The following is a 23760-nucleotide window of genomic DNA, read 5'->3' as shown; positions in this document are numbered from 1 at the left end:
CCCTCCTTTTTTTCTCCTGCGAGATTACTATAAATACGTATTTTTTACAGTCAAGCGCGCAGATTGTTATTCCGCATCGCGGCGGTGCTTTACGCGGTCAATTGCTTTGAGTTTGCTTTTGCGGAGCCGTACGGACTTTGGAGTTACTTCCAAAAATTCATCGTCCGTCATTACTTCAAGCCCGTTCTCGATTGTGAGCACCTGATGCGGCGTGAGTGTAATTGCCTCATCCGAACCCGACGAGCGGACATTGGTAAGCTGTTTTCCTTTTGTCGGGTTTACTTCCATGTCATGCCCCTTGGATGTGGAGCCTATGACCATGCCTTCGTATACTTCTTCACCGTGCCCGATATACAAGGTCCCGCGCTCCTGCAAGTTCCATAACGAAAACCCGAGCGCCTTTCCCGACGCCATAGACACCATAGACCCTGTTGCGCGCTTTTTTATGTCCCCCGCAAACGGCTTAAAGCCCGTAACGCGCGAACACAAAATACCTTCGCCTTTTGTATCAATCACAAATTGCCCGCGGTATCCCAAAAGCCCGCGAGTTGGCCCTTCAAAAATAAGCCGTACCTGATTATTTTCCGTTATCATATTTTGCATGATGAACGCGCGGTTTGAGAGACGTTCAATAATGACGCCCTGGAATTCGCTCGGTGTATCTACTATCACCTCCTCAAACGGCTCTTCTTTTTTGCCTTCTTCGTTCTGGCGAATGATTACTTGGGGCTGCGAGACCGAAACCTCATACCCTTCGCGGCGCATGTTTTCTAAAAGGATTGCGATGTGCATCTCTCCCCGCCCGTACACCCTGAATTTATCGGTCTCGGCAAAATCCACGTGCAAGCCGACGTTTATCTCCAGTTCTTTTTTAAGACGGTCGCTTAGCTGTCTACTTGTTACAAATTTGCCTTCGCGCCCCGCAAAAGGCGATGTGTTCGGCATAAAATCCAAACTGATGGTCGGCTCGTCAATTGCGATGGCCGGAAGCGCTGAGGCATTCTCGTCCGTTGTGAGCGTATCGCCTATCATAATGTCGCCAAGCCCCGCGATAAGAACAATGTCGCCTGCAAACGCTTCGGGTGTTGCTACCTGCTGCAGTCCCGTGAATGTAGATATTTTTGCTACTTTTGCCGCACGCGTCTCTCCTCCTTTTTGTTTTATAAAAATGCGCGCGCCGTCCGTAACCTTGCCTTCGTAAATGCGGGCAACCGCGAGACGCCCCGTAAAATTATCGTATCCGAGATTGAACACCTGCGCCTTAAGAGCATCGCCTTCTTTGTAGGAGGTCGCGGGCGGGACTGTTTCTAAAATGGTGTCCAGGAGCGGAGTTAAATCTTTCATGTCGTCGGCAAGTGATTTTTTTGCGACACCTTCGCGCCCGATGGTATAGACCACTTTAAAATTTGCCTGCCCGTCGTTTGCGCCAAGCTCAAGGAATAATTCCAACACCTGCTCCTCGCACCAGTTTGGGTCTGCTGCGGGCTTGTCTATCTTATTGATAACAACAATAGGCTTTAATCCAAGCTCAAGCGATTTTTTGAGTACAAAGCGCGTCTGCGGCATGGGACCCTCTTGCGCGTCTACCACCAACAGCACCGCATCAATAGAACGGAGTACGCGTTCTACTTCGGAACCAAAGTCCGCGTGTCCCGGCGTATCTACGATATTTAACTTTGTGCCTTTGTATGTAACTGAGGCATTCTTTGCGTAAATGGTAATACCCCGCTCTTGCTCAAGCGAGTTTGAATCCATAGATACGCCCGCCTCTACCGCACCGGTCTGGCGCATAAGGGCATCGGTGAGCGTTGTTTTGCCGTGGTCCACGTGGGCGATTATTGCGATGTTTCGTATCTCTTGGTTGTTCATTGGAATAAAAAAATGCCCTCCCCCGAAGGGAAAAGCGAGAAAATCCGAGTGTTTATCCATTATAGCACACATGGCGATTTGTACAATAGGCACTCGGGCCGAAGGGCACAAAAAATAGCGCATGACGCGCTATTTTTGTTCTGCAAAAGCTCCCGTTTATTTGCGGCGCCGTTTTGCCGCAAGCGCCTCAAGCATTTGTTTCTTGATGGCGAGTCTCTTTTTTGTCTTGTGCGAGCGTTTTGATTTGATGTGAGGCTTAAGCCCCGTGTCTCTTTTTGCCATATATATATGTGAATAATAGTGCCTCCTTGTTATAGCACACTGTACGCATCATACAATAGCACTCAAGCGAACGGTGATTATTTCCTTTACACAAACAGCCCGCCACAGAAGTGGCGGGCTGTTTGTTCGCTGCTTTAAAACTTTTCCCTATCGAAATGTTACTGTTCCGCTGCCGGACGCAAGCTCAAGAATGAGTTCGCCATGGGAAGTAAAGTGATACTTTATGGTATCCGTAAGGAATTGCGCAAAATCCCCTTCTTGAGAGCCTTCGCAATATATTTTTGTCATGGCGATATCTTTAAACATGATAGTGTTTTGATCCGTCTCGTACGAGCCGCTCATAGAGTTGCAGTCGGTTGTCGCAGAAAATGTACTGTCATCAGAAAATGAGATTGTGAATGCCGTCGGTTCTTTTGGTATTATCTCGCGCCCATCGCTGAAGTCCGCGCGCATCCAAAGCCACTTTTTCATATCCAAAGACATCATTGAAAGATTTGCTTCTCCCTCAAAATCCTGGACTACCTCCCCGAACTGCATTGCATGGGTATTCAGTATAAGCCATATGCTTTTGCCGACAGAAGGCCGATCTGTAAAGCTTTCATCAGGCGCACGGTCAGCGTAATTTACAACGATAACATTTTTTTGGCGTGGGTTTGTAGACATATGCGTTGATTGCGGAGCGATGCGGTCTCCTAAAAAGAGCGCCCGGGACCCGACATAGCCGTTTTCGGTGTTAAGAGCAGCTGCCACATAAAAAAATGTGCCCGAACCGCCCGTCTCTTGTGTAAGCAAAAACGCGACATCCTCTCTGCCGTCTCCGTTAAAGTCGTGATAAACCTCGTTTCCAAAATAGCGCGTGGTTGTTTTTGCGGCCGAGCCCTCGATAGCATACACCTCTGATACTCCGTCCGTAAGCGTTACTGATTCGTCCTCTATAATGTAGGTTGCGTCTTTCGGGCTTGCGGCTCCCATCGGCGCTTCGCCGATGTCTGCCTTTTTCCCGAAGAAAAATAACCCCCCCGCAATAACAACACCCGCAATGATAATAAGAAGTAGAAATGTTTTCATAATAAAAGCGTGCTAAATAATAAGCATTTCAAATATAGCATGCTTTTGTGCTCTATAAAATAAAAACCCTCCATGCCACGGCATGGAGGGTGTAATTCTTATGGCTGTCTTTTTTAGAGCTACTTTTGCGACATCATTCGTATGTCATGATTTTCTTGAAGTGCTTTTACTGTCTCTGCAAGGGTTCTTGTGCAGAATGTGCGCCGTAAGTGGTCCGCGACCGCCTCGCCCTCTGCTCTATATCTCTTTTCGAAATCCTCGGTGGTCATATCGTCCATCCTGCCTTTTGGACGGGGGGCAGGATCTACCGTAAGCGTGGACCCATAGCTGTTTATATATGTATAACTCGTTATGTGCGTTTCTAGCCTATTTTTTGCCAACAGACTTTCCTCCTTTGTTAAGTTAAAAGCAAAGTAGCATATAAAATAATTTTTGTCAATGAGACACTCTGCTCGCTTTTACCAGCGTTTAACGGGATTGACTTTCCCTTAAAAATAAGGTATGATTGCAACTAAGAATATTTGAAAAAATACAGGAGAAAAGACAATGAGGGTTGATGTCGTTGTATTTGTTCTTTTTATTTTTGTCATAGTATTTGCATTCATGACATTAGTGCTCGTTTTTGCAAGCAACTATGACAAAATCATGAATGCGATACCGCCCACATACCCATATGGGTACGCATGGAAGCCAAAACGAACCTCGTCGCGTGATTTTCATGAGCAAATAAAAGATATTATGGAACCGAAACCGCGGAGAAGCGGGGGCACAAGACCACCATACTAACAAGGAGGAAGATAATGGATGACTATGGAATAGTGTTATATAACTTCCGGATTATCGTATCTTCGCTTGGAGGTACTATAGCAGTAACGATGCTGGTACTTTTTGTCTTACACAGATTAATCTTCGGGGAGGAGGATTAGATGAGATCAGGATTTTTTCAAGGATCTAAAAAGGTGAAACAAAAAAAACGCTTCTTGAAAGCATTTGAGGGACGGTCTCCCGTAAAAACTTCTAACAAGAAGCCCAACAAGGAAACACCGCCGAAAAAAAGATAATCAAAAACCCGCGTATCGCAGAGAGCGATATGCGGGTTATTTTTTTCTCAAGCAAATCTTCTATTTTGATGCCAGAGCATCTGCACGCTGGAACAACATGGCAGATACAAGAAAAAATGCGGCAAAGAATGCGCTGAGAATAAACACGCCGAGAACGCTCGGAGACCAGGAGATTGCTGAAGACGGCCAGATAATGAGTGCCGCTACCGGAACCAGCATTTGAACAATCGCTGCCACAAACAATGTGCGCGCCATTCCTTTTGGCTGAAAGCGCGATGCCAGAGAGCCAACGAGACCGACTACAAATACTGCGCCATACAGCACGTTGGCAGGCTGGCCTTCGTTTCCAATAATGCCGACGGCACCATTTACCCAGAAAAGGAGAAATGCTCCCGCAAGCCCAAGACTGAAAGCTGCTCGGTACACTGTTATCTTTGTCCTTCTTGCTATTAATTCATATGCGAGCGCAATGCTGAATAGGGCGCCTCCAATGAGTACAAAATCAGGCAATGTCCAATGCCACCCCTCTCCTGCTGTGCCACTGCCCAGAAGAGTTAACACAAGGGGTATCGATAATATGAATGATACGGCAACAGCCCAGATACTTAGTCTTTTTGTGGTTGTTCGCATAAACACATTTGTTATATTTTCTTTAATAATGCCCACGGATGTTTCGACGCACATCCAAAGCATAAAAACAAACAATCCTTTTTCTTCGCCGGCACGCTCGCGGAGAATGTCGTTAAATGTTTGCTCCATCCCCTCGCCGAAGCGCACCCGGTACGATGCCGGATACAAGCGGAGCAATGCCGCATACCAACGCCGATATTTTTGTGACGCGCTCTTAGATGACATACACAAAGGTGTTAGGAGAAAACCGCTGCTGCCTTGCAACCGCTACTACTTCGCGATAGCGTTCTAGTTCAGCCGCAAGCGCTTTTTTGCCAAGACCGGTTATTGTGTAATAAATCCGCCGCTCATCATCCATGTCGGGGTCTGTCTTTTTGTCACTCTCGCGTACGAGCCCGGCATCAATCATGCGGCCTATTGAGCCGTACAGTGTGCCCGGCCCCATGCTTACCTTTCCCCGCGAATCAATCTCGACTTGCTTCATAATGCCGTAGCCGTGGCGATCCTCTATAGAAAGCGCAAGAAGAATATGGAGCACGGCAGGGGTAAGGGGCGTATAGATTGTTTCTTTTTTTATCATGTTTTTATATTATATCCGTTACGGATATATGTCAATAGGTAGAGACATACGCGGTACGCCAATCAAAAAACACCCCACTTTTGCGGGGTGTTTTTGTACTTCTCTTGTTATGAGGCTTCAAGTGTTCCACGAAGCGCCCGGAGCATAGCCCCAAACCCTATCGCGTAGAAAACAAACATCGCAATCCACCCGACAAACGGGATAAGTCCAATGATAGCTCCTGCCATGATACCGATAAGAACGGTTTTCCAAGTAAGACGCGAATCAAACTTCATCTTAAGGAGCTTTTCTATCAAACGCCCGATAAAGAGAGACGCGATGGTACACCCGATAAGCACAAAGAAGATGAATGCTATCAAGAGCAGGATGCCCGCAAACGCGCCCAATACTGTCACCATAAGGATGATTGAAATAATGGGAGTTGCGATAAGCCCCAAAACACCGATGCCGAGATTGCTCCAGAATTTTTCGGATGAGGACGCAACAACGCCTGATACTTTTTTGCCGAAAAATTTAATGAGAAGGAGCGCGACAACAATCATCATGAGGAGTTTTGCAAAAAAGAACGCGCCCAAGCTGAACTTGAAAGCATCACGCACACCCGTTGCCCGCGCTTCTTTCTTTTCAAAATCTATTACACCAACATCCGCACCGCTCTGGATAACCGCTTCGTTTACGCCGCGGTATGTTATAGGACCTGCAACATGTGCCTGCGAGCCGAATGACAAGCGCTCGGCTTTTATGGTTACCGGCCCTGTGATTGTCCCATTAATAAATATTTCGCCTCCTGCAATGCGAGCCTCACCCGCAACATTTCCCCCAAAAGTAATCGTGCCGCCTGCCGCCCATAAGTCGCCTCCGACTTGTACGGAATTGGTAAGAATAAGCGTTCCTCCCGCAAGGAGAAGATCGCCTCCAATGGGCGCATCAACCGAAACAGTGCCGCCTGCAAGACGCGCATCCTCGCCTACCGGGCGCGTAACATTCACAATGCCACCTGCCGCAAATAAGTCTTTCTCGGTGTTCCCTGCAACATTCACACTCCCGCCCGCGCCAAAGAGATCACCCAAAATGTCTTGTGCGATGGTAACTGAGCCGCCTGCAACATATAAATTATGAAAGGCCTCCGCTCCCGCAACAAAGACATTTTGCATGTTCTTGCTGTCACGGTCATGCGGGAAAAAATCCGCTGCGTGCAACGTTACGGGTACGGCAATCATTGCCGCAATAAACCCTGATAACAATAGTTTTTTGTTCATATACAATAGATAGCTGATAATGACGGGAGCGATGCCCGTTTTTACATACACGCATATCATAACGCAAAAACAGTTCCGCTAAAAGCGGAACTGTTTTGTATATCGGGTGCTTTATTTGATATTCCGTATGGAGCCCATTGCTGCTTCATGGCGTGCTTTGAGCACATTTGAGATGGTTGTAAAAATGCGGGCGCGCGTTTCAATTGTCGGCGGTTCGTGTTCGGGGTTCAGCCCCGCGATGCCCTCACCTTTAAACGCAGAGCTTATCTCCTGCCCCAGCTCTTTTCCTGATACATCAACGCGTGTCAGAAAACGATACCATGGAAATTTTACTTTTACTTCACCTGTTGTCTCGGGATCCGTTGATACGGTTATGGTCTTTGTGAAAGACACGGGGATAAACCCAAGAAGCTTGCCATATGATTTATACTCCCAAGTTATCTTTTCAAAATTTAACGAAACGCTTTCAAGGTTTTCATCCTCGGACACCGCAGATGCCGCAAGCACAGCAAGCTCTTCTGTTGTCTCCGGAACTCCTGACGCAGCACCCCTAACGCTTTCCTTGAGAACCGGGTCCCACCCGCGTACCTCTACTCCCGATACGCGAATCTCCGAATCAGAAAAGAATGTCGCGTTCATATTACCACTGCCGCTTGATTCCCCCTTAATATCGCCGAGTTTAATGTATACGCCGCGAAGGGTCTGGCCATCATCATCGTCTTCATCCTCCATCGTCGCGTCATCCGCACTATCAGAATCGTCATCCCCCTTCATCATGCCATCTTGCTCAAAACGCTCTTCTTTCATTGAATCGTCATTTTCGCTTTCGTCTTCGGAATGTTCTTCCTCCATCTCGTTCTCTATTTCTATCTCTGTTTCAGAACCTACCCGTACTGCCTGAATGTGAAATTCCATTGACGCCTCGCCTTTTGTATCAGTAGACTCGCCCTTAATGTCGCCTATTTTCAAATAATAATCGCTTGCCGCGCCTGCGCTAGTAACGCTAAAAACGAACGCAACGGCAAGCACAAACATGTATATAATATATTTCATACCTTTTAGTAACTAATAGTATAGACGCTAGTATGACATATTGCGTGTTCTATTTCAACGGCGAACGCGGGAACCGTAGAGCTACAAGAGCCAATCTAATCAAGCAAAAATCTGCTATTATAAGAACATGAAACGCATCGCATTTTTCTTGTTCGTTGGACTTTTGGCTCTGGTACCTCCGGGGGCGTCTGCCGCGGAACGCTCCCTTTCGTATGGTGTTTCGGGAGACGATGTTGTCTCTGTCCAAAAGCAGCTTATTTCATTCGGATATCTTGCTGTAGGAAAATCAACAGGATATTTTGGGCCGCTCACGGACACTGCAGTCAAGACATTCCAATGCGACCATAATGTGGTTTGCTCGGGCTCGTCTGCAACAACCGGCTACGGCGTTGTCGGTCCCAAGACACGGGCCGCCCTTGCGTCAGTGGGAGCTGCTGCGGACAATCCGACAACAATCAATCCCGCAAAACTCACTCCCGCTGCACGGGGTCCGTTTGAATTTAGCGGATGGATTCCCTACTGGCGCGCTGCAAGCGGAACGCTTGATGTGCTGCCTCATCTCCCGCAGCTTACAAGCATAATGCCGTTCGGTTACAGCGTCAAAAGCGACGGCACGCTTGCCGACACCGCAAAGATTAACGAAGAGCCGTGGAAGAGTTTTATCGCTGAAGCAAAACGGAATAATGTGCGAGTTGTCCCGACAATTATGTGGGGCAACGGTGATTCGATACACGCAATACTAAGCAACACGCAAAAGCGGATAGCACTTGAAGACGAAATAGCGCAACTTGTAAAAGAAAATGACTTTGACGGCATTGATATAGATTTTGAAGCAAAACGGCATGACACAATAACATACTTTTCTACATTTTTGCGCGGACTCTATCAGCGCATGGGGAATAAATGGGTGTACTGCACAATAGAAGCACGCATGCCCCTTGAGCACCGCTATAGTCCGGGGGCAACTATCCCCGGGGACGCGACTGACTACGCGAACGATTATGTTGAGATGAATAAATACTGTGACCGTGTGGAGATAATGGCGTACGACCAGGGCACAATAGATTTGGTTTTAAACGGCTTACGAAGCGCCCCCTACGCTCCCGTAGCCGATACTGACTGGGTGGAATCACTCGTTACCCTTGCCGCGCAGACCATCTCAAGAAACAAATTGATAATCGGCATACCTACATACGGGTACGAATATGCGGTAACATCTATCTTCGGAGAAAAATATCAATACAAAGTACTCTGGCCGTTCAATCCCGGTTATGCGGCGGATATTGCAACAGCTCTTAATGTTTCTCCCATCCGGAACAGCGCAGGAGAGCTGGGGCTTACCTATGATCCAAAAACGCTTGCGATAGTAGCACCCCCTGAAGACGAATCAATACGGCACACCATAGAAAACTCGCTTATCGTACATAACGCTAATGCGGGGACAGGAGCTGTATCGTTTAATTTTCTCTCATGGAGCGATGCACAAGCGATTGCAGACAAAGTTGCGCTCGCACGAAAACTCGGCGTACGGGGAGTTGCCGTCTTTAAATTTGACGGAGGCGAAGACCCCGTTATGTGGAGCGTGTTGAAATAAGCCCGATTGATTTACGGCGTTATTTCTATTATCATTTTTAATATTGTCGGGTCGTCCAATGGTAGGACAGCGGCCTTTGAAGCCGTTAATCTTGGTTCGAATCCAAGCCCGACAGCAAAGGAGAACTATCATGGCTTTTAGAGATGTGTACGAAAAAGAAAAATACATTGTCATCCGCGGACAATCGCGCGCGTTTCGCATTATCAAATATATTGTAATATCCGGGATAGCGGGCGTTGTATATGCGTGGCAAGGGTTATCGGTTACCGGATATGTATTTCTTGCGCTATTCGCTATAAGCATCTGCGTACATTTCCTTTTCCGGTGGAAAACGCGCGGATGGACACAGCCATGGGGGCTATATAAAAAAATTCTCCCGGTGGAGAATAATAAAATAAAACAATGATAAATTAAAAAGAAGGCGCAGCGCCTTCTTTTTTATGCCGTGCGCAGAAGCACAGACATTATTTTTGATACCGCAAGCTCCAAGGGTAATGATGGGTACGGGCTTTGGTAATGCACATTTGCCGTATACAGGAGCGTCGCAAGAATCGTACGCAATTCCTCTCCCGTCAATGTTCCTCTCTTCCCCGCAATGTAGTCAAACTCCTGCTCTCCTATCAAACCCTTCATGCTATCGGAGAACTTCGGGTCAAGGGTCGCTAAAAGCAGAAAACGGAAGTTGCGGATTGTTTGCTGTAAAAAAACATCATACGAAACGGATATTTTGCTCATTTCGGATATGGCGTGCGCTGCGGCATCCGCGTTCTTGCTGCAAATAGCATCCATAAGGCCCTCCACAAGCTCGCGTGCAGGCACCCCGAACACATCGCGGACATGCTTTGCGGTTACGGTTTTCCCTGCAATCCCCTGTACCTGCAGCAATAAATTCAATCCATCCCGGAGCGAGCCCTCTGACAAAAAGGACAAGAGCGATACTGCTTCAGCGTCTATCGTAAAACCTTCTTTTTTCGCGACATGCGCAAGCGCTTTCGTTACCGTTGCCTCGGGTAACGCGTGGAAATGCAAATGCTGCGTGCGCGAAATAATCGTGTCCGGAATTTTTTCGGGCTCGGTTGTTGCCATAATGAATATGACATGCGCGGGCGGCTCTTCGAGTATCTTTAAGAACGCATTGAATGCGGGCGCCGTCATCATGTGCATCTCGTCGATAATATACACCTTGTAGACACCCTGCGAAGGCAGCGTAAGCGCGCCTTCTTTAAGTGCACGCACCTCCTCAATCCCCCGGTTTGATGCGGCGTCCATTTCTATCAAATCGAGCGTTTGCCCAGACATGAATGCTTTGCATGATTCGCACGCATTGCATGGCGGAGTTTTTCCGCCGGAGCTTTGCGGACTTATACGGGATGCCCGTTTTGACGAATCGTTCTCCGGACGAGCTAAAACAGCGCAATTTACCGCGCGCGCAAAGATGCGTGCGATGCTGGTCTTGCCCGAACCGCGCGGGCCAGAAAAGAGATAGGCGTGCGCAATCCGCTTTTGCAGAAGAGCGTTTGAGAGCACATTTACGATATGCTCTTGGCCAAATACTTCACTGAAATGCTGCGGCCGGTATTTGCGATAGAGTACAAATTCCTCTTTCATCCTTACTAGATTACCACAAAAAAACGGGAAAGAAAAAACAGGGCACATGCCCTGTTTTTTCTCCTCTAGCAAAGATGAAAAAGATACTTACCGTAATTCCTGCTCAATAACCGGCTCAAAGTCTGAAAACGGCAACGCGCCTATGATCGGATTTCCATTGATGAAAAATGTCGGGGTCCCGGTAACATTTACTTTCCGTCCTAAGTCAAAATCGTCGGCCACCTTCTGGCTGTATGTCCCCGCTTCAAGACATGCCTGAAACGCGTTCATATCCAGACCAATATCCTGCCCAACAGAAATAAGCGCTGATGCGGTAAGGCTCGGCGTTTCGTAGACACCATCATGGTATTCCCAAAACTTGCCCTGCTCGCCCGCACACTCTGAAGCTTCCGCTGCGGGTTGTGCTAACGGATGAATAGAATTGAGCGGAAAATGTCTCCAGATGACCCGGACCTTCCCTGTGTCTACATAGTTTGCAACAATGTCCTGCCATGCTTCTGCGTGGAATTTTGCACAGAAGGGGCACTCAAAATCACCGAATTCAAAAAATGTTACCGGCGCGTCAGGATTGCCCAAAATATAATCGTCATCACGCACCGTTAATATTTTTTGTACTTCTTTCGCACTTAATTGCTGCTGGCCTCCATTTGGCGCCGGCTGCTGGGGAGTCTTGTTTGCATAGATAACCGCACCCGCAATAAATAATCCTGCAACGATAATTGCAACCGGTGTTGAAATAGAAAATCCTGCTTTTTTTACTTCTTGTTTTGTTTCTTGAGTTTCTTCCGTCATATGTATGAAATATGAATTAATAATGTATAGAGACCACTATAACGCAAACCGAAGGAAAATGGAAATGCCTATCGGTACGCATCCCTGGTGTATTTGTTCGACGGATCCCACGACATCCAGCTGGTAAGTCCGGCGTCGTACACTGCCTGCATTTCTTGGCGTATCATTGCGGCATCATATGTTGCCCCCAGATCAAAATCCTGTATCCATGGGCGGAGCTTTGACGGAGAAGAGCTCGCAGCAATCAAACGCTCAACGCCCTTGGTCATTGCGTAATAAATCACTTCGTACGGGTGATGCGCAGGACTCGCAAGACCAATAAATGTCGGAGGGTAATGCGACGGATACACCATGGGCGCTATGTAATCAAAATGGGGAGCTGCGCGCTCAAGCACCTGCCCGATGCCTAAGTCATCGTAATTGGAGGTAGTCATACCAAAAAGATCAGCGGATATCGGTATGCCCAACGGCTTTACTTCTCGAGAAAGATACGCAAAGAATTGTTCCAGCGCTTCCGCCTTAGTTACATTAACCTCATCATAATAATCATACGAGATGTCTTTCATGTTGCCATCCGATGGAAAGCGGATGTAGTCAAAATTAATCTCGTCAAAACCGACTTCGTGCGATGCCTTAGCGATCTCTACAATGTAGTCCCAATATTCTTTCGCCCCCATATCTACCCAGCTGATGCCTTTGCGATCTTTCCAAACGGCTCCATTCAATGTTTTTACCGCAAGATCCGGGCGCTGTTTTACAAAGTACGGGTCTTGGAACACGCTGATACGCGCAATGGTATAGATACCCCGGTCATTCAGTTCCCGGATAAACGACTGGATATCAGGAATGCGGTTCTCAATTGAACCGAGCTCCTGGATGGCTTGGTTGTCAGTGTCAAAAGAAACATAGCCGGTATAGTCTTTTACATCAATAACAATGGCATTTGCCTCAGATTCATCAATAAACTGCATGAGATCCTTGCGCCAACTTGGAGTGCCCGCAACCCAGCTTGTCATATAAATTGCCTTAAGCGGTTCAGGTGTCGCCACATAGACGGGAGGAGGCGGAGTTGGTTTTTTTGGTCCGCTATCTGTCGCTACATCAATATTTGCGGTTTCGTTTTTCATATCCTCGGCCTGGTTTTGTTTTATATACACAGGACTCTCTGATTTACTGGGCGCAGAAAATAAAATAACGGCAATCAATATACCGCCTAATACAAAAAGGATTCCTAGCCAATGATGTTTTTTGAGCGCGCTCATTGTTAGTTCTATCCTACTATAAAATAAAGCCCTTAACAAAGGGCTTTATCAGGCAAGAATCCAATTCGCACAATTTACTGCTGCGGAGGAAAGCGCTGTTCCATGTGCTGCGGAGGAAGATCATCATCGCTGTGACCATGCCTTGCAGTCGCCGACCAGAACCCAAGCACCGCTATTGCGATACCCGTCACAATATAAATGGTGCGCATAAGCGTAGGCGGCATGCCCAAAAATGGCATAAGAATGACCCACAGTCCAAGCACTCCTAAAATCCAATTTTTCCACATAGTACTATAGCGATACTAAAATCAATAATAGTTACGAGCTAACAAAATTCGCACACGCCATCTTTTTTCTCTTTATGCTCGCCTTTTGCGGGGTCGCCACAACATTCCTTGCAGCAAAATGTTGAGCCCTCAAGCATAAACACGCCTTCGGCCTTTGTTTTTTGCTTGCCGCACTTTTGGCATGTGTACATGTGGCCATCTACCGGCACTCCAGCCTTCGGGGCATCTTCTTTCTTTTTAAGAAAATCAAATATTGCCATACATCATTATAATTACTAATAATTGTATATGTTTATTATACCAAAAGGCTATTTGTCGACAAAATCGTGTGTAATAACAAAAAAGTCATTTACCGCAACCACACCGATACCATCACTATCAAAATATGGCGTTAAGATGTTTGCCTTGTGCCCGGGAGAATTCATCCACCCCTCAACGATGCGCACCGCCACCTCATCCGCCGAGTGCCAAGAACGATTTACCCACACAATACCGCGGTCGGCACCGCGTACTGCTTCAAGTGATTGCTGAAAAATGCTTTGATAGAGTGCCGTGCGTTCTTCCTGCGTACCGTCACCTACTGGGAATGTCGGGATATCCGGGCATTCTGCAGGAGGATTATCTTGCGGAAATTGGTATACAAGATCTTTTACCGCAGAAAGGATTCCGATATTTTCTCCACCTCTTCTGAACGCAAGGTTTTTGTTATCAAAACGCTCTTTTAACGAATACCCGAACAAGAACCCTTCGTGGCGGATAAGCGGATAGTTGCAAAGAATATCAGGATCGGTAAGCTCCTGATTATCGCGCGCCTGGTCTGCGCTATGCAAAAATGCAACCTGCGCTATCTGCCAATCCCATACGAGCGGCGCAAGGCCTGCTTTTGCCCGTTCATTATTTACAAGATCATGTATTTTTTGCGCGAGAACCGCTTCGTCATAGCTGGGCTTTGGTTCTAAATGAAATGACGCCGGTGTTGGCAATTCGACGGGTTTGCTTGGAGGCATTGTTGCTTGCGGCTGTTCCTCCGGTGCGGGCGTTGTGTCTATTGGTTCACTTCCGCCCAAGCTTGGCGTCGTCACCGGAGGGACCTTTTGCTGCCCCTGCCTTAAGAGCTCATTTAATTTTGCCCGGGTTTTCGGCCCCACCACACCCAGTGTTTCTATGTCATATGTTGCCTGGAACCGCTTGACTGCGCTTTCGGTAAGCGGACCGAAATAACCGGAAATAATATGCTCTGGATATATGCCGGGAAGCGTTCCCAAAAACTCCTGTAAATCTTTTACTTCATCGCTCATTATTCCCCGCTCAAGATACGATTGAAAAAACCCAATGTCGCCGAATGTTTCCAGGGTGGCATCTCCGCCGGACACATTTTCTAATTCCGCTATTTTTTCTTGAAGAGCCGCTATTTGCTTTTCTAAAAGATCAATCAGTCCTGCAACATCGATAGTTTGCGCGTGCAGGGACGAAACAGGCAAAAGGCCGGCAAAAAGTATGCCGGCCAAAAAAAGAGGGATTGTTCTTTTCTGTATAGAAGAAAACATTTTGCCTAATGCGCTATTATTTCGAACGCAGCCCATCTATGCCCCAAGAATGCCCCGCCTTGATGGCAATGAATACCAAAAGCACAAGCGAGTAGATAATGTGTTCATCAACAATGTAGGAGTGGTCTCCGACATGCGGGAATTGAAGGATTGGGAAGTAGTACAAGAGCATTATTATAATTCCTGCAAATGCTGACCATCGTACAAAAATGCCGAGGATTAATGACGCGCCGATAAGCGTGAGCCCCCATTCATTCACAAAATTCACCCATCCGATGTTGCCCGCGGATGCAAGCCATTGATACAAAGATGGGAATGTTTTGGCATTTGCCAAGTACCCTGCGGCACTCCAATCGGGATTCATGACTTTTGTGATGCCCGCGTAAAAAAAGAGACTGCCGAGCCCAACACGCAAAAGAAAAACTGATATGGTTTTAAACATATAAATATATGAATACTAATTATGAAAGCGATCGGCCTTTCTTATATTGTAGCAAGACGAGACCCATAACAAAAAGGATTGTTGTGGTTAACGCAGATGCCATGCAATAGAGGCAGAGAGCCTTAATAACAAACACCTGAAGGAATACGAGCACTAAGGTAACCGCAAACGCTATCCATGTGGTAATAATGGCGGCGATAAGTGCGCCGCGCTTTCCCCCATCAAGTGCAAGAATGGTAAGCAAAAACACAAACAAATAGTACACCGCGCCAAAAAGCGATATCGGTATAAAGCCAATAGTTGCGTACTCGCTTGATGTAACCTCTTCGCATCCCTCAAGTATGGAACACCCGGGAGACTGCCCCAAAAAATGGACAGCCGTAAGATACACCGCATCTATAAACCCAATAAATGCTACAAGCGCGAATACTATAAGAACCCACTTAGGAGGAAGTACCGAGGGCATCTGTGATGTGTGCTCTGAATTCATCAATACTTGAAGGATTAGAGATATAATTTCCGTTAATAAAGAAGCTCGGCGTAGAATTCACTCCTGCCGACAGACCTCCCGACAGATTGGTATCTACTGCGCTCTTTACCGCATCGCTATCTATGTCGGATTCAAATTGCGCAACATCAATACCAATCTCTTCGGCGTATTTTTTGAAAATATCATTCGGATTGCGGACCCTTGCCCAATCATCCTGCCGCTCGTACAGCAAGTCGTGCATTTCCCAAAACTTACCCTGAAGACCCGATGCTTGTGCGGCGCGCGATGCGTCTTCTGCATTTGGATGCGTAGACCGCAGCGGGAAGTGCCGGAACACAAACGCAACATCTGTGCCTGAAAATTCCTGACTTAATGATTTTACAACCGGATAATACGCCTTACACGCAGGACACTGAAAGTCTCCGTACTCAACCACAATAACGGGTGCGGTGCGCTCCCCCTTTACCCAATCGGTTTCGGATATTGCGTCTACCGAGGACGGCACCGGAGAATTTTCCGCAGTTTTGAGAACACCGAGGACAATGCCATATATCACAAGTGCTATCGCGGCGACAACCCCAACCCACACAAGCATCCGTTTCATGCCTCCTTTTTTTTGGGCTGAACGCTGCTCTGCTTTGCGCTCCTGTCTCCGCCGTTCGCGGCGTTCTTTTTTTGATAATTCACCTTGGTTTTGAGTCGGAGGCATATTGCTCTCCGGCGTAAATTGTCCGTCAGCCATATGTATAGAAAATTAATAGTAGTATTTTTACAGTATATATCAAAACAAACGCGTACTCAATTGCATTCTGCTCATATAAAAACAGCCCCGTAGGGCTGTTTTGTCTTAATACGTGTATTTTATATTGTTTCGTCTAAAGAACTAAAAGAAAATGTTCTCTTTTTGAGGACCGGGGATTGCCTTGTTCTTTCCTCCCTCAATGCCGTAATACGGATCCGTGAAATCCTTCACCTTGTTGTTTGTGAATGCATTCCCGCTTCCCAGGTCAATGATGCCGAAGTCACCGTGCTGTTCTCCGAATTCCGAGTATATCGTATCGTCATCAAAAACTCTGTTGTTGTCGATGATGGAATTCGTCGTAAAGCCATAGATACCGATATCGGCATTGCCGCGAATGTTGTTCTGGCGGACAATCACTCCATCAACATCGTATAACAGCATGGCAGTCGCTCCAAAATCAGATGCGCCAAGCCATTGGTTGCCTTCCACATAATTGTGCTCGACGATGCCGGTTGCGCCAAATCCTACCTGAATGCTGTTTGCTGCAAGATTTAGCTGGGTAGCTGAAGCCCCGACAGCATTGTGACGCATATCGCAATACACATCACCATTGCACACTATGCCGGTCTTTTGCCAATTGGTAACTTGGTTATGAGCCACTTCAACACTTTGCGTGTCCGGATGCGTACCGTCAAACGGAGCATTGCGTACTTCTATCGCATTCCCTTCCTGGCAACCCGACGCTCCCTTATTAATGTTGTCTACCGAATTCTGTGTAATAGAACCGGATGCGCCCTCGAACAGAATGCCACGCAATCTATCATCCCCGCCCTTACAGGCGTTTTGCAGATCTACAGCGCTGACGATGCAGCGCGTTACATGGGCAGTTGTCCCACCGTTTTTGATTACCGCCCCGGTGAATGCCCCGACCAACGGGTCAACGGCGATTATCTCGTACCCGCCGCAATCAAGCGTCATGCCGTCGGGAACAAATATAGTCTCGTCGGTCATACAACTTCCGGTAAGAGACATGGTATCGCCCGATATCTCAAATTGGCATGTCGTTGCAGCACGCGCACTAATCGCAGCCAACACAAGACACAAAACCAATACAGAAAAAATGATATTCTTCCGCATAAAACAAACACCTCCTTTTAATGAATTTAATAACAAGTGTACAAGAAAATGCTGAAACAGTCAAGCCACACAAAAACAACCCCTTTGGGTTGTTTTTGTGGTCATTCTACTAGAGATTTCGTTCACGAAGAAACATGCCCGTCACCACCCTAAACCCCTCTGTAGTTGTATATTACTCAAACAGAATTGGTATTTCGAGCGCGTCATCGTGCTCGGGGAGTCCGGACGGATTGTCTTTTTTGAGTATGAGTGTGCCGCGCTTCATAAAATCGGGAATAGTCCCCATATCGCTATACGGCTTTTCAAACTCAAGCACGCCCTCAAATGGAACAAAGTTTTCGGTCATCCATTCGCTTTGCGCCTCTGCGTAATGCTCGGCGATAATGCGTCCATCCCAATCCGTAAGGATAATGGGGAACGACGCCTCAAAATACCAGACACCGCGCGCTTCTCCCGTGAGCGTAAGCGGACTTGTGATACCTTGGTTGGGGCGGGGCGAATCAATACGGATAAGGTCCGTTTTTTCGAGCTCGTTGCCGACAAATTCAGTAAACATGTTTCCGTTGTCGTCCCGGCACTGGCGAGGGTAACTCTCCATCACCGGAAAGCCCGCGCGCACGCAATCTTCAAATGTTTCTATGCCGCCAAACATCAGAGTATCAAGGAACGCATTAAAATCATCTATGCGGCCGTCATTTTTTTCAAAATACGAAACAGTCATCATGATGATGTTTTCGTTATATACAAACACAACCGCCTCTGCAGCATACAGCCCGTCAAAAGAATACCGAACGCCCATAACGCTGTCTTGCATAATGTCCTGCACCGTTCCATCAAAAGAAAGTCCGTAATTGGAACGGGGGTTTTCTGTCGCCCACTCCCGCGCTGAAAACAAGCCGGGGTTTTCGAATACTTCAACAATAATGCCTGGGGGACCTTCGCGGGGGATATCGCTTGCCTGCAATTCATTCCAGTCGGTTTCTTTGTATAGTATGACCCCGCCCTTAAATCCGAATGCGTCGTCGCTTGGAATGTGGCTTTCTACATACCCGTCCGGAGAGGACCGGTACGAAAACGAAAAGCCGACATCGCTATTTGTATATGTGCGCGTACTTGCTATTCCGTCATCTGCTCCCCTAAAAAGATTGATTGCGCGCTCAAATCCGATATCAAAGCCGAAATAGTACCCGACAAGTGCTGCCGCCATTACAATAAGAACAACAATAAATATCTTTCTCATATGAGCAATATACCACACGCCATATAAAAAAACGAGGCATGTGCCTCGTTTTTATTTATACAAAATCGCATGAAGCGTTTTGCATGGGTGTTTCGTGTTTGATGAACCTGCCGTCATCAGTCATTTCTATGTATCCCCGGTCAATAAGCGACCACAAATGCTCATTAACGACAGATTGAGAATACCCTCGCTCCTCCAGTATGGCGTGGAGCATCGTGCCGGTCATGGGTTCTGCTGCATCCAGTGTTTCCATCATTACCTCTTCAACTCCTGCAAGCGGCGGGCACTTTTCGTCATGCATCGTCTCTTTCCTTTTTTTTTCTTTCACCATACACCTCCCAGAGAACTGTGCTTTATAAAAGAATATCAATACATCCCGAAAAGTCAACTGCGATTGAAAAAGAAATATTTTTTATGTATTGTAATTATACTTGCGGGATCGTCTAGTGGTAGGACGCTTGACTCTGAATCAAGTAACCTAGGTTCGAATCCTAGTCCCGCAGCCAACTAGTGAGAGTGACCGAGACGGGTCAAATCACCAGTTTCTATTCCAAAAATTGCATACCTGCTGAGAGCAGTAGCCAGAAAGAAAAACCACCCGATAGGGTGGTTTTTCTTTTATGGGCTTATTGATAAATAAATATTTGAACGACTACCGTGGCCAGTACTAGAATTGATAAACCGCTTGTTATCGCAAGTGGTTTATTGTGAATATACAAACCATATAAAAACCAGGAACAGACTGCAAATAGTGCGACTAGTTGGGTAGTAAGAGAAATACCTGACACTGTCCCTGTTTCGTAAATCTTTATTACCTGTGGGATGCTTGAAACAGATGCGACACCACCGATTGCAGTCATAAGACCATCAACAATTCTCCGAGGGTTTCGTTTCTTTTCGATCTCACACTCGTGAAGGTTCTGAGGATTATACATACAATCAATTACTGCTTTGAAAGCCAGTCTTCAATTTGAGTAACAGCCTCCATGGCATGCTCGCCAATAAGAATACCTGGATGTGTCGCTCCTTTTATTTCTATAACATCTTTTTGGTAATAGTCAGCCATAGCTTCTGCGGTTTCGATACCGATACCAAATGGTACTGATTCACCAAGTTCACCGCCAACGAACAATACCGGCATGGTGAGTCTTTCTTTTGGTATTCCAATACCAAGCTTGCGTTCACTTCTGGCAACACCAGATTCCATACCGAGCATCTCTTTCATCTTCATCAGTTTTTCTTGCGGAATATCAGGCAGTGCTTTCATAACTTCCATCGGGTCAGTAGGCATTCCTGCGTCCATAGGTGAATATGTCTCCGGGTAATCTTTCTTTTCACCTTCACCCTGTACTTCTTTACTTGGGCTTGGGTCAATAGCAACGACAGCTTCTGCTCCGTGCTCCGCAACATACATAAGTGCCACAAGACCTCCCATAGAGTGACCAATAACAACTGGGTTCTCAAGATCATTTTCCGCAACAACCTGAGCAATATCATCGGCATAGTTTTTCATCGTTGCTCCTCTAACTTCGCCCTCACTATTCCCATGTCCGCGCAGATCAAGCGCATATACATCCCAGCCCTTTGAAGTAAGGAACTGCGTATAGCCCATCCACATTGCTGACGATCCCCATGAGCCGTGTACTAACACAATTGGGTTATCGTGAGTTTTGTTATCTGCTTTTTGTATCTGTGTAAATGTTTTCATAATGCGTTAGAAATTAATGCTTAATGGCCACCCTGAAGAAGAAAGAGCATACAATACGAGCGTTGCCCCGAGGAGCGCCATATTCTTCAAAAACTGTTGCATCTCCATCATCTTTACGTTTGGATCAGTCTCTTTCCAGAATTGATGCATTTTTGGCGTTACAAAAAATAGGAAGATGGCAATAAGAATAAGTGAGATATCCACATACGTACCCAGAATAACTCCAAGACCACCAAGAAGAATAAGGAGGCCGGAACCAGCAACGGCTAATGCTGGGGCAGGAGTGCCTTTGGATGCTGCGTATGCGGTCATATCCTTCAAATTTTTAAAGTGCATCATTCCCATCATGAAGAAAAAACCTCCGAAAATGATACGCCCAACAAGTAATGTGATTTCCATAGTATTGAAAGCTAACTAATAATATACAGCTACCAGTATATCAAGATATAAAATTTGACAGAAGAAACGCTTGTGTATAACATATGAACATATGTCAAAATCATCATATAATACTAAAGGTGATACTGCTCGAGTGGTTATGAAGATTCTTTCAAATACCAATCGTTACGATCTAATGAAATTACTACTCTCCACAAAGAGAGATTTGTGCGTCAACGAATTGTCTGAGAATGTCGGTATAACCCAGTCAGCCACATCGCATCAGTTGGCATATTTGGAAGCCCGTGGGGTCGTAAAGAGTATCCGCATGGGAAAGAAGAAGTGTTATTTGCCTGCAGACACCCCTCTTACTAAAAAGGTCGCTAAAGTAATTGAATCTTTAAAATAGTTTTATGAAATACTCACTCATCATTATCATAATTGTCGCACTTGGAGCACTCGGCTTTTGGTATTTTCAGAATAGGGTGTTTCCACTCCCGAGTGGTGAGACTACTTTCTTAAATGAACAAGAACAGCAAGAAAATAGTGGGGTGCAGAATCTAGAGGAGTCATCATCCGTTAATTCTTCAATACAAACAATGCAAACACAAAGAGACATTTTAGTAACAGATGGGGTTAAACATTCTATCCCCTTGAATGAAATCCTTTCTGGTGGTCCTGGTAAAGACGGCATTCCTTCTATTGATGACCCTAAGTTTATTTCGGTTTCTGAAGCCACGTTTCTTAACAACAGTGACCCGGGACTTGGCTTAACTGTGGGTGGCGAAAGTCGTTTTTACCCATACAGCATTCTCGTTTGGCATGAGATCGTAAATGACACTATTGCCGGTGAGCCAGTATTAGTAACATATTGTCCTTTGTGTGCGACCGGCATTGTGTTTGAACGACGGGTTGATGGCGAAGTGCAAGAGTTTGGGGTATCAGGGCGGCTGTGGCAATCGAATCTCTTAATGTACAACCGAGCTGGAAGCGAAGAAAACGAATCTCTTTGGTCCCAAGTACTCGGTGAAGCAGTTCTCGGTGTACACACAGGAAAAAAACTCCCAATTGTTCGTTCTGATGTGGTTCGTTTCGGGGATTGGAAGGAAGTGCATCCCAATACAAAAGTACTCTCACAAGATACTGGAGCTGCTCGGAACTATGGTCGTGATCCATACGGCGATTATTACACCAGCGAGTCAGTTTCTTTCGGCGCAACATTCAGTGACACACGGCTACATCCAAAAGCATTGGTGCACGGAATAGAGATTGATGGAGCGTTTAAGGCATACCATGATGATGCGCTTTCCGGCACGATAGCTGACACATTTGCCGGACGTGAGATTAAAGTCAGCAAAACCGATTCTGGAGAAATAACATTTACCGCAGACGGAGCACCGCTTGCCTCAATACCAGGCTTTTGGTTCTCGTGGCTTGCGGTACATCCAGAGACCGAGCTTTACAAGTAATTATTACTAATAAAAACAATATATATGAAAAACGTAACAATTTACTCAACACCAACCTGTCACTTCTGTCACGCAGCCAAGGAATTTTTTAAAGAGAATAATATCGAATTCACTGATCACGATGTTTCAAGTGATGTTGAAAAGAGACAGGAAATGGTCCAAAAAAGTGGCCAGATGGGCGTACCGGTTATCTTTATTGATGATGAAATGATTGTAGGATTTGATGAACCAAAAGTTAAGTCGTTACTTGAGCTTTAATTAAAGAGATAGATATGGAGGAAGAACCAAAAAAAATTACGAACAAAAAAAGCAGGAGCGTGAAATGGCGCGGGAGAAAGAACGCACACAAGCTAAACGAGTAAGGCTACAGAAATCATTTACAAAGTATGCTCTGTGGATCCTTGTCGTAGTTTCTATTGGATATGGCTTATTCTTGCTTGCACAAACAGCTGGTCCTGACGGAGAAGACTTCAGTGTGGCATATGACATACAAGGACGTGACCATATTGCGGATGGTGCAGAACACCCAGAATATAATTCAAATCCTCCGTCTTCTGGTTGGCATTATGCCTCACCAGCTCGTGGTGGTTTTTACGATGAACCACTTCCTGATGAACGAGTAATCCATAACCTTGAACATGGAGATATTTGGATTGCCTACCTTCCCGATCTTGATCAGAAGATAATTGACGACCTCGAATCATTTGCTGGTCAATATGTTGTGGTGTCGCCGCGACCAAAAAACGAGGGCGATATTTCACTGGTTGCCTGGGGACGAGTAGATACGTTTGATATAGAAAATGGTGTCGTGGACGAAGGCCGTGTCAGTGATTTTATTAAAAGATATGACAACCGCGGACCAGAAAAGGTGCGTGGTGTACAAACAGGCCATGGTGGCTTTTAACACGTAAATATATGCAAACAAATGTACAAAATGGATATGGAGTACCGTTGGCGATTATTGCCGCGGGACTTTTAATTGCTGGAGCAGTCTTTTTTACTGGCAACAACAATGGAACAGTAGCGAGTGACAATAACGCTAATAACACAGGTGCACAGCCATCAGGTGAATTCAGAATGCCAAGTGAGGATGATCATATCCGTGGCGCTACTGATGCCAAAGTTACTGTTATTGAATATTCAGATTTTAACTGCTCATTTTGTGCTAGACTTCATCCCACACTAACAAGAATTGTGGAGGAATATGATGGAGAAGTGAATTGGGTATATAGACATTTTGCCAACTATGCGCAAGGTAGAGT

30 protein-coding genes and 2 tRNA genes are annotated in these 23760 nt (G+C 46.2%); 10 read left to right on the top strand and 22 right to left on the bottom strand.

From position 1 onward, the window contains the following. Positions 1-66 precede the first annotated feature (66 nt). The 3 genes from typA to COU47_03200 form a co-directional block, all read right to left on the bottom strand. Positions 67-1869: a translational GTPase TypA gene (typA, locus tag COU47_03210; GenBank protein ID PIR69439.1), complete on the bottom strand. Its 1803-nt coding sequence runs from the start codon at positions 1867-1869 to the stop codon at positions 67-69. A gap of 429 nt (positions 1870-2298) precedes the next feature. Continuing rightward, positions 2299-3219, bottom strand: a complete 921-nt coding sequence (locus tag COU47_03205) for a hypothetical protein (GenBank protein PIR69352.1) — start codon at positions 3217-3219, stop codon at positions 2299-2301. A gap of 119 nt (positions 3220-3338) precedes the next feature. Then, positions 3339-3599 (bottom strand): hypothetical protein, encoded by a 261-nt coding sequence (locus tag COU47_03200; protein ID PIR69351.1) that lies wholly within the window; start codon positions 3597-3599, stop codon positions 3339-3341. 166 nt (positions 3600-3765) lie between these two features. Between COU47_03200 and COU47_03195 the strand changes: the two genes are divergently transcribed. Continuing rightward, positions 3766-4005: a hypothetical protein gene (locus COU47_03195; protein PIR69350.1), complete on the top strand. Its 240-nt coding sequence runs from the start codon at positions 3766-3768 to the stop codon at positions 4003-4005. Between the two features lie 335 nt (positions 4006-4340). On the opposite strand, the gene COU47_03190 is transcribed toward COU47_03195, so the two are convergent. The 4 genes from COU47_03190 to COU47_03175 form a co-directional block, all read right to left on the bottom strand. Beyond that, positions 4341-5135: a hypothetical protein gene (locus COU47_03190; GenBank protein ID PIR69349.1), complete on the bottom strand. Its 795-nt coding sequence runs from the start codon at positions 5133-5135 to the stop codon at positions 4341-4343. Further along, the gene (locus COU47_03185; protein ID PIR69348.1) at positions 5125-5490 is read right to left on the bottom strand and encodes a PadR family transcriptional regulator; all 366 of its coding nucleotides are present in this window, start codon (positions 5488-5490) and stop codon (positions 5125-5127) included. The genes COU47_03190 and COU47_03185 overlap by 11 nt, the downstream gene beginning before the upstream one ends. Positions 5491-5597: 107 nt before the next feature. Next, on the bottom strand, positions 5598-6809 hold the full coding sequence (locus COU47_03180) for a hypothetical protein (GenBank protein ID PIR69347.1): 1212 nt from the start codon (positions 6807-6809) through the stop codon (positions 5598-5600). 51 nt (positions 6810-6860) lie between these two features. Beyond that, on the bottom strand, positions 6861-7802 hold the full coding sequence (locus COU47_03175) for a hypothetical protein (GenBank protein ID PIR69346.1): 942 nt from the start codon (positions 7800-7802) through the stop codon (positions 6861-6863). A 127-nt stretch (positions 7803-7929) separates the two neighbouring features. Between COU47_03175 and COU47_03170 the strand changes: the two genes are divergently transcribed. The 3 genes from COU47_03170 to COU47_03160 all read left to right on the top strand — a co-directional run bounded on the left by COU47_03170 (position 7930) and on the right by COU47_03160 (position 9802). Then, the gene (locus tag COU47_03170; GenBank protein ID PIR69345.1) at positions 7930-9396 is read left to right on the top strand and encodes a hypothetical protein; all 1467 of its coding nucleotides are present in this window, start codon (positions 7930-7932) and stop codon (positions 9394-9396) included. 44 nt (positions 9397-9440) lie between these two features. Beyond that, a tRNA-Gln gene (locus tag COU47_03165) sits at positions 9441-9514 on the top strand. A gap of 12 nt (positions 9515-9526) precedes the next feature. After that, the gene (locus COU47_03160) at positions 9527-9802 is read left to right on the top strand and encodes a hypothetical protein (protein PIR69344.1); all 276 of its coding nucleotides are present in this window, start codon (positions 9527-9529) and stop codon (positions 9800-9802) included. A gap of 32 nt (positions 9803-9834) precedes the next feature. On the opposite strand, the gene dnaX is transcribed toward COU47_03160, so the two are convergent. The 12 genes from dnaX to COU47_03100 form a co-directional block, all read right to left on the bottom strand. Further along, positions 9835-11076 carry a DNA polymerase III, subunit gamma and tau gene (gene dnaX / locus COU47_03155; protein PIR69343.1) on the bottom strand — a complete coding sequence of 414 codons (1242 nt, stop codon included), beginning with the start codon at positions 11074-11076 and terminating at the stop codon, positions 9835-9837. Positions 11077-11091: 15 nt separating this feature from the next. Next, positions 11092-11796, bottom strand: coding sequence for a hypothetical protein (locus COU47_03150; protein ID PIR69342.1), 705 nt, complete (start codon positions 11794-11796; stop codon positions 11092-11094). Positions 11797-11864: 68 nt separating this feature from the next. After that, positions 11865-13058, bottom strand: coding sequence for a hypothetical protein (locus tag COU47_03145; protein PIR69341.1), 1194 nt, complete (start codon positions 13056-13058; stop codon positions 11865-11867). A 74-nt stretch (positions 13059-13132) separates the two neighbouring features. Then, entirely contained in the window at positions 13133-13345 is a 213-nt protein-coding gene (locus COU47_03140) for a hypothetical protein (protein PIR69340.1), read from the bottom strand. Positions 13346-13383: 38 nt separating this feature from the next. Then, positions 13384-13605, bottom strand: a complete 222-nt coding sequence (locus COU47_03135; GenBank protein ID PIR69339.1) for a hypothetical protein — start codon at positions 13603-13605, stop codon at positions 13384-13386. A 48-nt stretch (positions 13606-13653) separates the two neighbouring features. Beyond that, on the bottom strand, positions 13654-14928 hold the full coding sequence (locus COU47_03130; GenBank protein ID PIR69338.1) for a hypothetical protein: 1275 nt from the start codon (positions 14926-14928) through the stop codon (positions 13654-13656). After that, a complete protein-coding gene (locus COU47_03125; protein ID PIR69337.1) occupies positions 14909-15334 on the bottom strand; it encodes a hypothetical protein in 426 nt (141 codons plus the stop codon). The genes COU47_03130 and COU47_03125 overlap by 20 nt, the downstream gene beginning before the upstream one ends. Positions 15335-15353: 19 nt before the next feature. Then, on the bottom strand, positions 15354-15824 hold the full coding sequence (locus COU47_03120) for a hypothetical protein (protein ID PIR69336.1): 471 nt from the start codon (positions 15822-15824) through the stop codon (positions 15354-15356). After that, positions 15778-16419, bottom strand: a complete 642-nt coding sequence (locus COU47_03115; GenBank protein ID PIR69438.1) for a hypothetical protein — start codon at positions 16417-16419, stop codon at positions 15778-15780. The genes COU47_03120 and COU47_03115 overlap by 47 nt, the downstream gene beginning before the upstream one ends. 288 nt (positions 16420-16707) lie before the next feature. Beyond that, positions 16708-17703 (bottom strand): hypothetical protein, encoded by a 996-nt coding sequence (locus tag COU47_03110; protein ID PIR69335.1) that lies wholly within the window; start codon positions 17701-17703, stop codon positions 16708-16710. Between the two features lie 172 nt (positions 17704-17875). After that, the gene (locus COU47_03105) at positions 17876-18961 is read right to left on the bottom strand and encodes a hypothetical protein (GenBank protein ID PIR69334.1); all 1086 of its coding nucleotides are present in this window, start codon (positions 18959-18961) and stop codon (positions 17876-17878) included. Positions 18962-18998: 37 nt separating this feature from the next. Further along, positions 18999-19274: a hypothetical protein gene (locus tag COU47_03100; GenBank protein PIR69333.1), complete on the bottom strand. Its 276-nt coding sequence runs from the start codon at positions 19272-19274 to the stop codon at positions 18999-19001. Between the two features lie 101 nt (positions 19275-19375). Between COU47_03100 and COU47_03095 the strand changes: the two genes are divergently transcribed. Continuing rightward, a tRNA-Gln gene (locus COU47_03095) sits at positions 19376-19449 on the top strand. A 120-nt stretch (positions 19450-19569) separates the two neighbouring features. On the opposite strand, the gene COU47_03090 is transcribed toward COU47_03095, so the two are convergent. Genes COU47_03090 through COU47_03080 form a run of 3 tightly spaced genes read right to left on the bottom strand, consistent with a single transcriptional unit; the run spans position 19570 to position 21050 of the window. Beyond that, complete coding sequence (locus COU47_03090) at positions 19570-19878, bottom strand: hypothetical protein (GenBank protein PIR69332.1); 309 nt, start codon at positions 19876-19878, stop codon at positions 19570-19572. Positions 19879-19886: 8 nt separating this feature from the next. Then, positions 19887-20651 (bottom strand): hypothetical protein, encoded by a 765-nt coding sequence (locus tag COU47_03085; protein ID PIR69331.1) that lies wholly within the window; start codon positions 20649-20651, stop codon positions 19887-19889. A 6-nt stretch (positions 20652-20657) separates the two neighbouring features. After that, positions 20658-21050 (bottom strand): DoxX family protein, encoded by a 393-nt coding sequence (locus tag COU47_03080; protein ID PIR69330.1) that lies wholly within the window; start codon positions 21048-21050, stop codon positions 20658-20660. 91 nt (positions 21051-21141) lie between these two features. Here COU47_03080 and COU47_03075 point away from each other — a divergent pair, with 91 nt between their 5' ends. The 5 genes from COU47_03075 to COU47_03055 form a co-directional block, all read left to right on the top strand. Next, positions 21142-21438 carry a hypothetical protein gene (locus tag COU47_03075; protein ID PIR69329.1) on the top strand — a complete coding sequence of 99 codons (297 nt, stop codon included), beginning with the start codon at positions 21142-21144 and terminating at the stop codon, positions 21436-21438. Between the two features lie 4 nt (positions 21439-21442). Beyond that, on the top strand, positions 21443-22498 hold the full coding sequence (locus COU47_03070) for a hypothetical protein (GenBank protein PIR69328.1): 1056 nt from the start codon (positions 21443-21445) through the stop codon (positions 22496-22498). Between the two features lie 24 nt (positions 22499-22522). After that, a complete protein-coding gene (locus COU47_03065; protein PIR69327.1) occupies positions 22523-22756 on the top strand; it encodes an NrdH-redoxin in 234 nt (77 codons plus the stop codon). Between the two features lie 64 nt (positions 22757-22820). Continuing rightward, a complete protein-coding gene (locus tag COU47_03060) occupies positions 22821-23402 on the top strand; it encodes a hypothetical protein (protein ID PIR69326.1) in 582 nt (193 codons plus the stop codon). A gap of 11 nt (positions 23403-23413) precedes the next feature. Further along, positions 23414-23760 (top strand): hypothetical protein (locus tag COU47_03055; GenBank protein ID PIR69325.1); only part of this gene is annotated, 347 nt, incomplete at its 3' end.

The sequence above is a fragment of the Candidatus Niyogibacteria bacterium CG10_big_fil_rev_8_21_14_0_10_46_36 genome (genome assembly GCA_002772995.1).
Lineage (GTDB): Bacteria > Patescibacteriota > Minisyncoccia > 1-14-0-10-42-19 > 1-14-0-10-42-19 > 1-14-0-10-46-36.
This window is presented reverse-complemented; position numbering and strand designations above follow the sequence as displayed.

Bases quoted from the DNA above. Each gene is read 5' to 3' on its own strand.
- COU47_03135 (PIR69339.1), bottom strand. From the start codon at position 13,605: ATGGCAATATTTGATTTTCTTAAAAAGAAAGAAGATGCCCCGAAGGCT.
- COU47_03070 (PIR69328.1), top strand. From the start codon at position 21,443: ATGAAATACTCACTCATCATTATCATAATTGTCGCACTTGGAGCACTC.
- COU47_03125 (PIR69337.1), bottom strand. From the start codon at position 15,334: ATGTTTAAAACCATATCAGTTTTTCTTTTGCGTGTTGGGCTCGGCAGT.
- COU47_03080 (PIR69330.1), bottom strand. From the start codon at position 21,050: ATGGAAATCACATTACTTGTTGGGCGTATCATTTTCGGAGGTTTTTTC.
- COU47_03205 (PIR69352.1), bottom strand. From the start codon at position 3,219: ATGAAAACATTTCTACTTCTTATTATCATTGCGGGTGTTGTTATTGCG.
- COU47_03170 (PIR69345.1), top strand. From the start codon at position 7,930: ATGAAACGCATCGCATTTTTCTTGTTCGTTGGACTTTTGGCTCTGGTA.
- COU47_03115 (PIR69438.1), bottom strand. From the start codon at position 16,419: ATGCTTGTGTGGGTTGGGGTTGTCGCCGCGATAGCACTTGTGATATAT.
- COU47_03160 (PIR69344.1), top strand. From the start codon at position 9,527: ATGGCTTTTAGAGATGTGTACGAAAAAGAAAAATACATTGTCATCCGC.
- COU47_03150 (PIR69342.1), bottom strand. From the start codon at position 11,796: ATGACGGAAGAAACTCAAGAAACAAAACAAGAAGTAAAAAAAGCAGGA.
- COU47_03145 (PIR69341.1), bottom strand. From the start codon at position 13,058: ATGAGCGCGCTCAAAAAACATCATTGGCTAGGAATCCTTTTTGTATTA.
- COU47_03175 (PIR69346.1), bottom strand. From the start codon at position 7,802: ATGAAATATATTATATACATGTTTGTGCTTGCCGTTGCGTTCGTTTTT.
- COU47_03075 (PIR69329.1), top strand. From the start codon at position 21,142: ATGTCAAAATCATCATATAATACTAAAGGTGATACTGCTCGAGTGGTT.
- COU47_03090 (PIR69332.1), bottom strand. From the start codon at position 19,878: ATGTATAATCCTCAGAACCTTCACGAGTGTGAGATCGAAAAGAAACGA.
- COU47_03130 (PIR69338.1), bottom strand. From the start codon at position 14,928: ATGGGCTGCGTTCGAAATAATAGCGCATTAGGCAAAATGTTTTCTTCT.
- COU47_03085 (PIR69331.1), bottom strand. From the start codon at position 20,651: ATGAAAACATTTACACAGATACAAAAAGCAGATAACAAAACTCACGAT.
- COU47_03100 (PIR69333.1), bottom strand. From the start codon at position 19,274: ATGGTGAAAGAAAAAAAAAGGAAAGAGACGATGCATGACGAAAAGTGC.
- COU47_03140 (PIR69340.1), bottom strand. From the start codon at position 13,345: ATGTGGAAAAATTGGATTTTAGGAGTGCTTGGACTGTGGGTCATTCTT.
- COU47_03185 (PIR69348.1), bottom strand. From the start codon at position 5,490: ATGATAAAAAAAGAAACAATCTATACGCCCCTTACCCCTGCCGTGCTC.
- COU47_03065 (PIR69327.1), top strand. From the start codon at position 22,523: ATGAAAAACGTAACAATTTACTCAACACCAACCTGTCACTTCTGTCAC.
- COU47_03195 (PIR69350.1), top strand. From the start codon at position 3,766: ATGAGGGTTGATGTCGTTGTATTTGTTCTTTTTATTTTTGTCATAGTA.
- COU47_03120 (PIR69336.1), bottom strand. From the start codon at position 15,824: ATGAATTCAGAGCACACATCACAGATGCCCTCGGTACTTCCTCCTAAG.
- COU47_03060 (PIR69326.1), top strand. From the start codon at position 22,821: ATGGCGCGGGAGAAAGAACGCACACAAGCTAAACGAGTAAGGCTACAG.
- typA (PIR69439.1), bottom strand. From the start codon at position 1,869: ATGAACAACCAAGAGATACGAAACATCGCAATAATCGCCCACGTGGAC.
- COU47_03180 (PIR69347.1), bottom strand. From the start codon at position 6,809: ATGATATGCGTGTATGTAAAAACGGGCATCGCTCCCGTCATTATCAGC.
- COU47_03190 (PIR69349.1), bottom strand. From the start codon at position 5,135: ATGTCATCTAAGAGCGCGTCACAAAAATATCGGCGTTGGTATGCGGCA.
- COU47_03110 (PIR69335.1), bottom strand. From the start codon at position 17,703: ATGCGGAAGAATATCATTTTTTCTGTATTGGTTTTGTGTCTTGTGTTG.